The organism is Paenibacillus graminis, from assembly GCF_000758705.1.
Classification (GTDB): Bacteria; Bacillota; Bacilli; order Paenibacillales; family Paenibacillaceae; genus Paenibacillus_AQ; species Paenibacillus_AQ graminis.
This window is the reverse complement of record NZ_CP009287.1, coordinates 4,036,990-4,050,869: the sequence shown is the minus strand read 5'-3', so window position 1 is coordinate 4,050,869 and position 13,880 is coordinate 4,036,990. Positions and strand designations below refer to the sequence as shown.

At 51.5% G+C, this 13,880-nt stretch carries 11 protein-coding genes; all 11 read left to right on the top strand.

The features are described 5' to 3' along the window. Window positions 1-401 precede the first annotated feature (401 nt). Window positions 402-2,009 (top strand): tRNA (N6-isopentenyl adenosine(37)-C2)-methylthiotransferase MiaB, encoded by a 1,608-nt coding sequence (gene miaB / locus PGRAT_RS17035; protein ID WP_025709107.1) that lies wholly within the window; start codon window positions 402-404, stop codon window positions 2,007-2,009. A 60-nt stretch (window positions 2,010-2,069) separates the two neighbouring features. After that, on the top strand, window positions 2,070-2,486 hold the full coding sequence (locus tag PGRAT_RS17030) for a YlbF/YmcA family competence regulator (RefSeq protein WP_420329549.1): 417 nt from the start codon (window positions 2,070-2,072) through the stop codon (window positions 2,484-2,486). A 49-nt stretch (window positions 2,487-2,535) separates the two neighbouring features. Then, window positions 2,536-3,306 (top strand): NUDIX domain-containing protein, encoded by a 771-nt coding sequence (locus PGRAT_RS17025; protein WP_411830761.1) that lies wholly within the window; start codon window positions 2,536-2,538, stop codon window positions 3,304-3,306. Window positions 3,307-3,318: 12 nt separating this feature from the next. Further along, the gene (locus PGRAT_RS17020) at window positions 3,319-3,852 is read left to right on the top strand and encodes a cysteine hydrolase family protein (protein ID WP_025709113.1); all 534 of its coding nucleotides are present in this window, start codon (window positions 3,319-3,321) and stop codon (window positions 3,850-3,852) included. A 25-nt stretch (window positions 3,853-3,877) separates the two neighbouring features. Beyond that, a complete protein-coding gene (locus PGRAT_RS17015) occupies window positions 3,878-5,350 on the top strand; it encodes a nicotinate phosphoribosyltransferase (RefSeq protein WP_025709114.1) in 1,473 nt (490 codons plus the stop codon). Window positions 5,351-5,760: 410 nt separating this feature from the next. Then, window positions 5,761-6,993, top strand: a complete 1,233-nt coding sequence (locus PGRAT_RS17010) for a family 8 glycosyl hydrolase (protein ID WP_238326925.1) — start codon at window positions 5,761-5,763, stop codon at window positions 6,991-6,993. A gap of 525 nt (window positions 6,994-7,518) precedes the next feature. Continuing rightward, complete coding sequence (locus PGRAT_RS17005; protein WP_042266923.1) at window positions 7,519-8,529, top strand: 2-oxoacid:acceptor oxidoreductase family protein; 1,011 nt, start codon at window positions 7,519-7,521, stop codon at window positions 8,527-8,529. Between the two features lie 26 nt (window positions 8,530-8,555). Next, window positions 8,556-10,862 carry a thiamine pyrophosphate-dependent enzyme gene (locus PGRAT_RS17000; RefSeq protein ID WP_025709119.1) on the top strand — a complete coding sequence of 769 codons (2,307 nt, stop codon included), beginning with the start codon at window positions 8,556-8,558 and terminating at the stop codon, window positions 10,860-10,862. Window positions 10,863-10,999: 137 nt separating this feature from the next. After that, window positions 11,000-12,028 (top strand): ROK family protein, encoded by a 1,029-nt coding sequence (locus tag PGRAT_RS16995; RefSeq protein ID WP_025709120.1) that lies wholly within the window; start codon window positions 11,000-11,002, stop codon window positions 12,026-12,028. A gap of 13 nt (window positions 12,029-12,041) precedes the next feature. Further along, entirely contained in the window at window positions 12,042-13,241 is a 1,200-nt protein-coding gene (locus PGRAT_RS16990; protein ID WP_042266920.1) for an MFS transporter, read from the top strand. Then, complete coding sequence (locus PGRAT_RS16985) at window positions 13,238-13,840, top strand: DUF1349 domain-containing protein (protein WP_025707797.1); 603 nt, start codon at window positions 13,238-13,240, stop codon at window positions 13,838-13,840. Before PGRAT_RS16990 ends, PGRAT_RS16985 begins: the two co-directional genes overlap by 4 nt. Window positions 13,841-13,880: the final 40 nt, after the last annotated feature.

The following is a 13,880-nucleotide window of genomic DNA, read 5'->3' as shown; positions in this document are numbered from 1 at the left end:
GGCCCGTCTACAGCGAAATTAGAGGTATAAATACCTCATATTTGACCAAGTGGCCTGTCTGCAGTGAAATCAGAGGTAAAAATACCTCACCTTCGACCAAGAGGCCCGCCTACAGTGAAATTAGAGGTATAAATACCTCATATTTGACCAAGTGGCCCGTCTGCGGCGAAATCAGAGGTAAAAATACCTCACCTTTGACCAAGAGGCCCGCCTACAGTGAAATCAGAGGTAAAAATACCTCACCTTTTGATTTCGCTAGAAATGGGCAGATGCGGGCAAATGGAATGGCCTGCCGCCCACCGATTACCGGAATGGATGATTTATGCTATAATTTTTACTTGAGTATTACAAAATTAGCCTTGCAAATACTGCAGAGCTTCATGAATAAAGGACGTGAAACCATGACGACGGGGAATAACTCACCGGACTTAAAATCCGGCAAGGGTGGTTCGAAGGATTACTCCAAGTATTTTGATTTCTCTGATGCCAAAGTCATCAGTGAAGAAGAGGGCAAAACGACCTACCGGATCAAGGGCCGCACGGTTCAGATCAACTCGAATCCGGATTACAAGGAAGGCAAACGCCGGGGTAAGCAGGATATAGAGGTTATTAATTTCGACAATGTGGAAACGAATAAGATTATGGAAGAGTTCAGAGAGATCAACCGCCACAAACAGCATTATTACTCGATAGCTACCTACGGCTGCCAGATGAATGAGCATGATACCGAGACTATGAAGGGGCTTCTGGAGCAGATGGGCTACATGGGTACCGAAGACCGCAACATGGCGGATATCATTCTGCTGAACACATGCGCCATCCGCGAGAATGCTGAAGACAAGGTGTTCGGGGAGCTGGGTCACCTCAAGAATCTGAAGCTGGAGAAGCCTGGCCTGTTGCTTGGGGTCTGCGGCTGCATGTCCCAGGAGGAAGGCGTGGTCAACCGGATTATGTCCAAGCACGGATTCGTGGATATGATCTTCGGTACCCACAACATTCACCGCCTGCCGCAGCTGGTCAAGGAAGCGTACTTCAGCAAAGAGCTGGTCGTGGAGGTCTGGTCCAAGGAAGGCGACATTATTGAGAACCTGCCCAAGAAACGGGAGGGGATGCGCGCTTGGGTGAATATCATGTACGGCTGCGATAAGTTCTGCACCTACTGTATTGTGCCGTTCACACGGGGCAAGGAGCGCAGCCGCCGGCCTGAAGATGTCATTGCCGAGATGCGGGAGCTGGCCCGCCAAGGCTTCAAGGAAGTCACCCTGCTGGGACAGAATGTAAATGCCTACGGCAAGGATTTTACAGATATAGACTATACATTCGGGGACCTGATGGACGATATGCGGAAGATCGATATTCCCCGCATCCGCTTCATGACCTCGCATCCCCGTGATTTTGACGATAGATTGATTGAAGTGCTCGGCAAAGGCGGCAACCTGACGGAGCATATCCACCTGCCGGTACAGTCGGGAAGCACAGCCGTGCTGAAAAAAATGAGCCGTAAATACAGCCGCGAAACGTATCTGGAACTTGTTCAAAAAATCAAGGCCAGTGTCCCGAACGCCGTGCTGACTACCGATATTATTGTCGGGTTCCCTGGCGAAACCGAAGAGCAGTTCGAAGATACATTGTCGCTGGTGCGCGAAGTGGGCTATGATATGGCATATACCTTTATTTATTCACCGCGCGAAGGGACGCCAGCAGCCTCGATGGAGGATAATGTGCCGCCAGAGGTGAAGAGTGAACGCCTGCAGCGTTTGAATGATCTGATTAAGGAGCAGAGCCGGATCAGCAATGACCGGATGCTTGGGGAGATCGTCGAGGTGCTTGTGGAAGGCGAGAGCAAAAACAATTCGAATGTGCTGTCCGGCCGCAGCCGGGCCAACAAGCTGGTGCATTTTGAAGGGCCGAAGGAACTGATCGGCACCTTTGTGCAGGTTAGAATTACGGATACGAAGACATGGTACATCAAGGGGGATTGCATGGCGGAGGCCGTGTCAATTCTATAATCATAGAGGAATGGGGCGATAGCAGTGAGCCAGGAAGAACCGCGTCTGAACGATTACGGCATGCAGACCTACAATACCCGTGACCTGATTGTGCGGGAGGATATTATGGGCAAGGCCAAAGAGCTTGCTTCACTCATTTCCACCAGCGAGGAAGTGAAACACTTCCAGCAGGCTGAACAAAAAATTCAGAATCATGAACGGGTGCAGAGCCTCATTGCAGCCATCAAGAAGAAGCAGAAAGAGATTGTAGCGTTCGAAAGCTTCAAGAACAAGGAAATGGTTGCCAAGATCGAGCGTGAAATTGAAGTGCTGCAGGATGAAATCGACGGGATTCCGGTTGTGAATGAGTTCCAGCAGAGCCAGAGCGATATCAACTATCTGCTGCAGCTGGTGATCTCTGTAATCCGGGACACCGTCTCCGAGAAAATCAATGTCGAAGCGGGTACGGAAGCTCCTCCTTCGACCTGCGGGGATTAAATCAAGGATGAACCACTTATAAATAAGCAGCGGCAAAGGATGATTCATTGTGAGCGAGAACGAGGAACAAACCTATAACGTCAAAAAATACCGCACACCGGATGGGGTTCCGGCCGATATAGTTATGTTTACGCTGACCAAACGCGAGCGGAAGACCGTCACCAAGACACTTCCGCTGCGCGAACTGAAGGTGATGCTGGTCAAACGCAAAAAATGGCCTTGTGCCGGGATGTGGGCGCTGCCCGGAGGCTTTTGCCAGGAAGATGAATCTATCTATGATGCCGCGACCCGTGAGCTGAAAGAAGAAACGGGTGTCGACGGCGGACATCTGGAGTATCTGGGTGTCTACAGTAAGCCCGGACGTGATCCGCGCGGGTGGATTATCAGCCATGCGTTCTTTGCGCTGGTGGAGGAGTGGATGCTGGAACACAGACAGGCTTCCGATGATGCGGGAGAGGTGGGGCTGTTCACGCTGCAGGAAGCGCTTGAGGAGCTTGAGCTTGCTTTTGATCATCATGACATTATTACCGATGCCTATTTGCGGATTCAGCAGCAAATGCTGCAGACGACGATTGCCCGGCAGTTTCTGCCGCACCATTTTACGTTAAGCGAGCTGTATCAGGTGATCCAGACTGTCGTGCCTGAATTCAAGGAGCCTAATTTTATCCGCAAAATCACTTCAACCCGCAGCCGCCAGGGTATATTAAAAGAAGTACGGGATGAAGCCGGCAATCCGGTCAGCTCCAACCAGTACTCGCAGCGTCCGGCACAGCTCTATATGTTCACGGATCATGAGCCTTTGTTATCCATCTATACTTAGGAGGTAATCGGAATGAGAGCCTTGATCATCATTGACTTCACTAAAGATTTTGTGGACGGCAGCCTGCCGGTGGGACAGCCCGGTGTTGATATCGCACCGCGGATCAGCGAACTGACGCAGGCGTTTGTTGACAGTGGCGACTATGTTGTTATGGCGGTGGATCTGCATGAGGAGAATGATCCTTACCATCCGGAGACCAAGCTGTTTCCGCCGCATAATCTGCGGGATACCGCAGGCCGCGGGCTATACGGCAGCCTCAAAGACGTTTACGAACAGAACCGGGAATCCATCTATTGGATGGACAAAACACGCTATAGTGCCTTCTGCGGCACGGATCTGGAACTGAAGCTGCGTGAACGGGGCATAACTGAACTGCACCTGATTGGCGTCTGCACGGATATTTGTGTCCTCCATACGGCAGTGGATGCCTATAACAAGGGCTTCGGCATTGTTGTTCACAAGGATGCCGTGGCCAGCTTCAATCCGGAAGGGCATCTCTGGGCGCTGGGACATTTCAGCGGAAGTCTCGGAGCGACGGTAGTTTAGAGAAGAATAGCTAGGAGATGAGGATTTGAGGAGAGAACTTGCTCTACATACAGACAAATACCAGATCAATATGATGTACGCCCATTGGATGAATGGAAGCCATAAGCGGAAAGCGGTGTTCGAAGCCTATTTCCGCAAGCTTCCGTTCGGCAACGGCTTTGCCGTATTCGCCGGGCTGGAGCGTATCACCCAGTATATTTCCGAGCTGCGGTTTACGGAAGAGGATATCCGTTATCTGTCGGAGCAGGAAGAAAACTATGCGCCTGCTTTTCTGGAAGAACTGCTGCAGTTCCATTTCCAGGGCAGTATCTATTCCATGAAAGAGGGGGCGCTGGTATTCCAGGATGAACCGCTGATCCGGGTTGAGGGTACGATCATGGAGGCGCAGCTGGTGGAGACGGCTATCCTGAACTTCATGAACTACCAGACCCTGATTGCCACCAAGGCATCCCGGATTAAGCAGGTGGCTCCGAAAGATACGCTTCTGGAGTTCGGCACCCGGCGTGCGCAGGAAGCGGATGCGGCTGTCTGGGGCGCCCGCGCGGCTTATGTCGGCGGCTTCCATGCCACCTCGAACATGCTGGCCGGCAAAAAGTTCGGCATTCCCACCAAGGGAACCCATGCCCATTCCTGGGTACAGAGCTTTGCCAGCGAGCAGGAGGCCTTTGATGCGTATGCCAAGGTGATGCCGGATGGCGTCACCCTGCTGGTGGATACCTTCGATACCCTCCGCAGCGGTGTGCCGCATGCGATCAATACAGCGAAGATGCTGGAAGCGGCGGGCAAGCGGATGAACGCCATCCGGCTGGACAGCGGAGACTTGGCTTATTTGTCCATTCAGGCACGCAAAATGCTGGATGAGGCAGGTTTGGACTATGTGAAGATCGTAGCCTCCAATGATCTGGACGAAAATACAATCATGAACCTGAAGTCGCAAGGAGCGGCAATTGACACATGGGGGGTGGGGACACAGCTCATCACTGCCTCAGACCAGCCTTCCTTGGGCGGTGTGTACAAGCTTGTCGAGATAGAATCGCCTACCGGCGAAATGGTGCCGACGATCAAGATATCCTCCAACCCGGAGAAAGTATCTACGCCTGGCAAAAAGGAAGTTTTCCGGATCGTCGGTCCCAAAGGCAAGGCCCTGGCCGACTATATCAGCTTCCCTGGCGAGCAGGAACCGCGCAGTGGTGCCCGCTTGAAGCTGTTCAATCCGCTGCATCCCTACCTGCAGAAATATGTGGAGAAATATGAGGCGGTATCGATGCTGGAGCCGATTTTTGTGAACGGATTTCAGGTCTACAAGCTGCCGGTTCTCGATGAAATCCGCCGTTATCATCAGGAGCAGATTGATTTGTTCTGGCCGGAGTATTTGCGCAAGCTGAATCCCGAAGTGTACCGTGTTAATCTGAGCGAGCGGGTCTGGACCCGCAAGCAGCAGCTGATTGCCGAGCATATGATGCCGGACCTGAACGATGAGCCGAACACTGGAATTTAAGCTAAGTTAGGACATGACGGCTGTCCCTGTAGTAGGATTTCTCTATAGGGACAGCTTTTTTGTACCGGCAATACTCGGTTTTTGACAGTGCCGCTATCTGTTGAATGAACCGGAAATTTCTCTCGTAGGACAATATACGTATTGACACCGATAGACTGGAATAATATATTAATTATGTACTAATTTACAATTTTCTTGCCGTGTGGGACTGTTTGTTTTTTTTGCCACAAAAGTTAAAGCGCTTTAACTTTTGTGTGCCGCAAGCTGCCAATCTGATGCTGCCAGGGAGGTGAGGAACCAGACTGCATTACCGATTATCCGAAATGTTACTGGCAAAGGGTATGCTTCCAAGGCGAGTTTTGCACAAAGCTTTTTGAAGCCGATGTCTACAAAACTTTGAGGAGTGATTGATGATGAAAAATCAAGGGAAGCGTATGTGGCACTGGAAATCCTTCGTATTGTTATGTCTGGCTATCTTTATCCTGCCTGCGGGCTCAGCTTTTGCAGCGGTGAACAAACCCTTTCCCCAGCATACCACGTATACCAGCGGGACGATCAAACCGAATAATGTGTCTCAAACGGTGATGGACAATGCCGTGAAGACGAAATGGGATGCGTGGAAAGCGGCATATCTGAAGCCGGCCGGCACCGGCAAATATTATGTCAAATATAACTCGGCAGGGGAAACGGTATCGGAAGCTCATGGCTATGGCATGCTGTTCACGGTGCTGATGGCCGGCTACGACAGCAACGCCCAGACGTATTACAACGGCTTATATAACTATTATATTGCGCATCCCAGCTCCATCGACCCTTATCTGATGTCCTGGAAGCAAAACAGCAGCTTTCAGAACATTGAAGGCGAAGATTCCGCGACCGACGGAGACATGGACATCGCTTTCTCGCTGCTTCTAGCCGACAAACAATGGGGAAGCAGCGGTACGGTCAACTATCTGCAGGCAGCTAATAATATTATTAACGCTATTATGGATAACGAAATTAACCAGAGCCAGTGGACGATCCGGCTCGGGGATTGGGCTAACAGCGGCACGTATAATACGGCCACACGCCCTTCGGACTTCATGCTGAATCATCTCAAAGCCTTCCAGGCGGCGACCGGAGATTCCCGCTGGCAGAACGTAACGGACAAAACCTACACCATTATTAACAGCCTCTACAGCGGATACAGCTCCAGCACCGGACTCCTGCCTGACTTTGTCGTGTACTCGGGCGGCGTCTACAAGCCGGCGGCGGCGGGCTTCCTGGAAGATGCAAATGACGGAAATTACAACTATAACTCCTGCCGGACACCTTGGCGCATTACAACGGATTACCTGCTAACCGGAGATAACAGAGCCTTGAACCAGTTGAATCAGATGAACAGCTGGATTAAAACGAAGGTCAACAGCTCTCCGGGCAGTATCAAGGACGGCTACAAGTTGAATGGCTCGACGTTCGGAAGCTACAACAGCGGCGCATTTTATGCCCCCTTTGGCGTTAGTGCAATGACATCCTCGGCCAACCAGGCTTGGCTGAATTCAGTCTGGAGCCATACCTCCGGCAGTGCGGCGGAAGACTACTATGAAGACAGCATCAAGCTGTTCTCTATGATTGTGATGTCCGGTAACTGGTGGACTTACTAATTAAATGATGTGCGGGCAATAAAGCACAGGCCTATCCGGCAGCGGATGGGCTTTTTCGATTAATAGGTCAGTCATAAACTTCCGGTTGACCTTTTTTGTTGTGAATAGAATGCCCATCATACAATTGTTTCCGCAGATAGGACGAGGGCATTTTAGATACGGGGAAAATAGGCGGGACATGTTTCCGGCCTGTGATATTTATCATGTTTTATGTGACAAATTTAACATCTTAATTTTTAATTTTATTGCTAAATTAAGGGTGACATTCGTTCCACATTTGACTTGGGAAATGCAGTTTGACATATAATGTTCACATTTTGTCGTTTTTATGGAAGATTATCTTCTATTAAAGTAACGCAGCACTGTCGCGTATAAAGAAATCGATTGAAATCCATAAATTATTGTGATTCCCCAAGCGTGGAAAATGCAAGATTTGTCACTTCGCGACCTGCGAAATCAAGTTACAATCGTTGAAAAAGTCATAAGGATGTTATTCTACTTGACACTTAGAAAGGGGTTTTGTCGGTGGTACAATTACCAATCGTTAACGATCTTGGATTTTTCGAGATTCGTCTGGAATCCATTGGAGGCTTGGGTGCGAACCTGGCAGGCAAGATGCTAGCAGAAGCAGGAGTGGTCGGTGCCGGACTGAACGGTGTCAGTTTCTCTTCTTACGGTTCGGAGAAGAAGGGGTCTGCCGTTAAGGCACATATCCGCTTCTGTGATCTGAACACGCATATCCGTGATACCTCGCCGGTAGAACGTCCGCATGTTGTGGGAGTGTTCCATGAAGCGTTGGCCAAGACAGTCAACGTGACCAGCGGTATCCTTGAGCACAGCACGGTACTGGTGAATTCGGCCAAATCGCCGGATGAGCTGAAAGAGCTGCTGAAGATGAAGGCCGGAACCATTGCCGTGATCGATGGAACCAGCATTGCGCTGAAAGAGAAGAACCGGGTAAATATGGCGATGCTGGGCGCGCTGTTCCGGCTCTGTCCATTCCTTGATACCGAAACCATGAAGGGTGTTATTGAGAAATCCCTCGGCAAAAAATATCCGCAGGCCGTCCAGTCGGCCATTACGACGTTTGAGCGCGGCTATAATGAAGTGCAATTTATGAAGTTTGAGCTGGCTGCCGGGGACAGCATGCCTGAATATGTCCGTTCCGATATTGGCGTTCTGGGTTACGATACCCAGCCGATCGGCGGCTCGATTATTAATCCGGGCAGCACATTCCTGAAGAATCTCAGCATTTCACGCTCCGGTATGCTCCCGGCTTATGATAACGAATCGTGTATTCACTGCGCCCAGTGCGATACTGTATGTCCGGATCAGTGCTTTGTATGGGAAGAACGGATTGACCGCAAGGGCCGTTCGCAAATGTTCCTGACAGGCATCGACTATCAATATTGCAAGGGTTGCCTGAAATGTGTGGGCGCATGTCCAACCTCGGCGCTGTCAAGCCAGCGTGAGAAGGAAGGTTATGCGGACAGCCACACAGTGCACCACCAATTTGATCTGGTTACCCAGGATTAATACTCGGAAGAAAGGTGGAATGAATAATGGCTATCGATTATGAAAAAGAAGTAGGCTCTGCCAAAGTGGAGCAGAAATTCCTATATGAATCCGGCAACGAAATGGCTGCTTATGCCGCCCATCAGATCAACTATCATGTGATGGGTTATTTCCCTATCTCGCCATCGACTGAGGTTGCCCAATTCCTGGACACCATGAAAGCCAGCGGACAGCATGACATCATGCTTGTTCCTTCAGATGGTGAGCATAGCTCTGCGGGGATCTGTTACGGCGCATCTACTGCGGGCGGACGTGTCTTCAACGCTACCAGCGCCCAAGGCTATATGTTCATGCTGGAGCAAATGCCTGTACAAGCAGGTACGCGCATGCCTATGGTCATGAACCTGATCTGCCGCTCGATCTCAGGCCCGCTCAACATTCATGGTGACCACTCTGACTTATATTTTGCCCTGAATACCGGCTGGCCGATTCTGATGTGCCGGGACCCCCAATCCGTCTATGACATGAACCTGATGGCCCTGAAGCTGGCTGAGCACGCGAAGGTCCGCCTTCCGGTCATGGTCGCTTCCGATGGCTATTTCACGTCCCATCAGAAACGCCGTGTCCAGGCTTTTGCCCACCGCGAGGATGTTCATAAGTTCGTAGGCGAGCAGCCTCCTGCGGGCTTTACAGATACATTGGACCGCAACAATCCGGTAACTGTTGGCCCGTACATGAACGAACCTGATTATATCAACAACCGTTACCAGCAATCCGTTGCCATGTACAATGCCGGTGAAGTATTCGAAGAGATTGCCCAAGAGTTCGCCGAGCTGACCGGACGCCACTATCCGATGATTGAGCAGTACCGGATGGAAGATGCCGATGTTGCTGTATTCCTGATGAACTCCGCTTCGGAGATCATCAAGGATGTGGTCGACCAGCTTCGCCTGCAAGGAATCAAAGCCGGTGCCATCTCCCCGAACATGATCCGTCCATTCCCGCAGAAGCAAATTGCTGAAGCGCTGAAGAATGTGAAGGCTATTACGGTTGGAGACCGTGCGGATTCTGTCGGCGGACACGGCGGCAACATGGTCAACGAAATCAAAGCGGCGCTGTTCACATATGGCAATACCACTACGAAGGTAATCAGCCGTATTTACGGCCTGGGCGGCAAAGACTTCTACGCCGAAGACGGACATCATTTCTTCCAATTGGCAATGGATGCAGCAGCTGCTGACCGTGTGGAAATTCCGTTTGATTACTACGGCCACAATCCGGGAACGCCGGAGAATGCGCCTAAGCGTCTGCTGAAGCCGATGGATTTCGAATCCCTCAAGACAGGCCTGATCACCGTGAAGCAGAATGAAGAGACAGGCAAGCTTAGTGTGAAGGTTCCGCCGGTCCGCAGCCTGATGAAGAAACCAAGACGCTTGTCCCCGGGACATGGGGCATGTCCGGGCTGCGGCATTTTCTCTGGGCTGGAGTTGTTCTTCAAGGGTATCGAAGGAGACATCGTGGCACTGTACCATACAGGCTGTGCGATGGTTACGACTACCGGCTACCCTTATTCAGCACATAAATCGACGTTCATCCACAACCTGTTCCAGAACGGTGCAGCTACGCTGTCCGGTGTCGTGGAGATGTTCTGGGAACGCAAACGCCGCGGTGAGCTGGATGGACTTGGCCTGAAGGAAGACTTCACCTTTGTCATGGTTACTGGTGACGGCGGGATGGACATCGGTATGGGCCCGGCTATCGGTGCAGCACTGCGCGGCCACAAGATGATTATTGTAGAGTACGACAACGAAGGATACATGAATACAGGCGCCCAGCAGTCGTATTCCACACCACTCGGCCACCGTACTTCGACTTCAAGCATCGGCAAAACACAGCAGGGTAAAGTAACCCAGCATAAGGATACGGCACAGATTATGGCCGCAACCAATATCCCTTACGTGTTCACCGGCTGTGAGGCTTATCCGCAGGATTTGCTCAAAAAGGCAGCCAAAGCCCAGTGGTACGCACAGAATGAAGGTCTGGTCTACGGCAAGATCCTCATTGCCTGCCCGCTTAACTGGATGAGTGAAGACAAAGACGGTACAGATATTGTGTCGCTGGCGGTAGAATCCTGCTTCTTCCCGCTTTATGAAGTAGAGCGGGGCACAACAACGATTACGTATAATCCGGAAGAGAAAGACAAACGTGTTGAAGTTTCTGCATGGCTGAAAACGATGGGCAAAACCCGCCATCTGCTTAAGCCGGAGAACGAACCTGCACTGCGTGCTTTCGAAAGTGAAGTACAGCGCCGCTGGACCCGTCTCAAAGCCAAACACGAGCACCCCGATTTGTAGAACTTATAATAACTGTACTCATTTATAAATATGAGCCTGGCAGCAATCATCTGCCGGGCTTATTTATATTCTCACGCGAAAAAAAACCATTTATTATAATGCTTTTATAAAGTAATATAATAATGAGGTGAGGGCAGATGAAGAACATCGGGGGCAATGCTCTAGTTATCAAGGAAGTGAATATCAACCTGGTGCGGCGCGTCCTGAAGGAACGCAAACAGGCTACCAAACGGCAGATCGCCGAGGACACGGGACTCAGCGTTGTTACCGCCGGTTCCGTGCTTGAGGTGCTGGTCCGGCAGAATGAGGTGCTGGCCGCGGGGCAGATTTCATCCAGCGGGGGAAGACCTGCCCAGCAATACATATACAATGATGAGCATGCTCTGGCGCTGATCCTGTTCCCTTTTGAAAAGCACGGGGGCATCTGTATCCACTGTACGGTGGTTACACTTTTTGGACGCTGTCTGTATGAAGCAAACCGGCCTGTAGAGCAGGTGGATTTGGTCTGTTTCGAAGTCATTATTGATGAATTGCTTAACCGGTATCCTGCTATCCAGGCGATCGGCTTCGGATTGCCCGGCGCAGAAGCGGGTGGAAGGCTGGTGTTGTCTGATTATGAGGCCCTGCGCGGTATTCCTGTGGCAGAGTATTTCAGGGAACGCTGCCAGAAGCGGGTCATTATTGAAAATGATGTGAATGCGGCGGCGATCGGATACTATAGCAGAACGGGGAGGGAAGCGGCGGCTTCGGCGGTTTATTTGTACTTTCCTGACCGGTTTCCGCCAGGGGCCGGCATTATTATTAACGGCAAGCTCCATAGAGGGAGAAGCGGTTTTGCCGGTGAGGTAGCCAATATCCCTTTGGGTATTCCATGGAGCAGCAGCGAGTGGCAGTCTTCACCGGCAGGGATGATGGAGGCAATCGCCAGACTGACGGCGACGGTCAGCGGCGTGTTGAACCCGGACGCTGTTGTGCTGTACGGCAGCTTTTTGCAGGTGGAGCATCTTAGCGGCATTGTGGAGCTATGTGCGGGGCTGCTGCCGCCCGGTGTGGCTCCGCAGATTGTGCTAAGCACGGATTTTGCCGCGGATTATTTGAATGGCATGATCGTTTCAACCCTCGCAACCCTGGAGACGGGGCTGCAATTGACCAAATTTGAAGCATAGGTGGTAGACATTTATGGCTACGGTTTTTCTGATTATTATTTATTTGGCTTTTATCAGTCTTGGCTTGCCGGATTCCATGATTGGAGCGGCCTGGCCGATGATGCGCCCGGATTTCGGGGCACCGGTGGATGCGGCGGGCCTGCTCTCCATGATCGTTGTTGCAGGTACAATCGTCTCCAGCCTGGCCAGCAGTGCGGTGCTGAATAAGCTGGGTACGGGGAAGGTTACTTTTATAAGCGTTGCCGTTACGGCGGTTGCTTTACTAGGCTTTTCATATTCACCTTCGATTCTCTGGCTGGCAGTGCTTAGCTTTCCGCTCGGACTCGGTGCAGGTTCTATTGATGCCGGGCTGAACAATTATGTGGCTACTCACTACAAAGCCCACCATATGAGCTGGCTTCACTGCTTCTGGGGGGTAGGCGCTATGCTGGGCCCGATAATTATGTCGCGTTATATTGCTGCAGGTGAGTCCTGGCGGCACGGTTTTTTGACAGTCAGTCTGATTCAGTTCGCTCTGGTTGTGGTGTTGTTCATTGCGCTGCCGCTCTGGAAGCGTGCTCAGCCCGCAGCTCAGGCACCTGCAGAGCAAATTCAGCAGGAGATTATTTCGCCGCAGGTTCCGGGGACAGGGGTGCTGCGCATCAAGGGCGTGAAGCTTGCGCTGATTACCTTTCTTTTTTATTGCGGGGTAGAGGCAACGCTTGGGCTCTGGGGCAGCAGCTTTCTGGTCAATGTAAAAGGGCTGTCTGCAGCAACCGCTGCCGGCTGGGTGTCGCTTTATTACGGGGGGATCACCTTAGGGAGGCTGATCACCGGTTTTGTTACCTTCCGTTTTAATAACCGCCAGCTGATCCGCACCGGCATCTTGGTCTCTCTGTTGGGGGCGCTGCTGCTGGTCCTGCCGCTGCCGGCTATATTTTCCTTATTCGGATTTATTCTTGTAGGCCTTGGCGCTGCTCCCATCTTTCCGTGTATGCTGCATGAGACGCCCGCCCGTTTCGGTAAACAGAATTCCCAGAAAATCATGGGCTATCAGATGGCTATGGCCTATACCGGAGGCGCTTTTCTGCCTCCTATGCTGGGATGGATTGCCGCGCGCAGCTCATTTATGATTCTTCCGTTTATGCTGGTGGGATATATTATTGTAATGCTGATAAGCTCTGAGAAAATTAACGCGGTAATGAAGAACCGGAAAGAAGAGGTGTCGATGTGAGGAAAACTGTGAATTGGCAGAGTGGCGTCTGGAGCAATGAGCCGGTATCCGCCAAGGTTCTGGATGGAACTTTTATTGTAGAAGCAGCGGAAGGCAGCGATTATTGGGAACAAACGATGTACGGCTTCCAGCATGACAACGGGCATGCGCTGCTGGCATCCTGGGAAGACAGTGACGCAGTGGAGGTTAGCTTTTCACTCCAGGGGTTCACAGAGCTGTATGACCAGGCGGGGATTATGCTGTGGCATAGCAGCACAGAGTGGATCAAAGCCGGTATTGAGCTGAATGACGGTGTGCCGCATATCGGTGCAGTCGTAACGGACGGATATTCGGACTGGTCGCTGTCGCCTGTACCGGAATGGTCGGGCGGGGTGGTGACCATCCGGGCTTCCCGGTTGAATGATGCAGTGGTGATTAGGGCCAGAACAGAGAACCATCCATGGCGCACGATCCGGGTGGCGCGGTTTCCGTATGAGACAGGGAAAAAGGCAGGTCCGTTCGTGTGCGCACCTACCCGTGCAGGTCTGCAGGTCACGTTCACCCGGTGGGTAAACACGGCACCTGATACAGATATCCATGTTGACCCTCCCGTGGCCTGAGCTTGTCCGGCGCATACATCCCTGACTTGGATCACCCAAT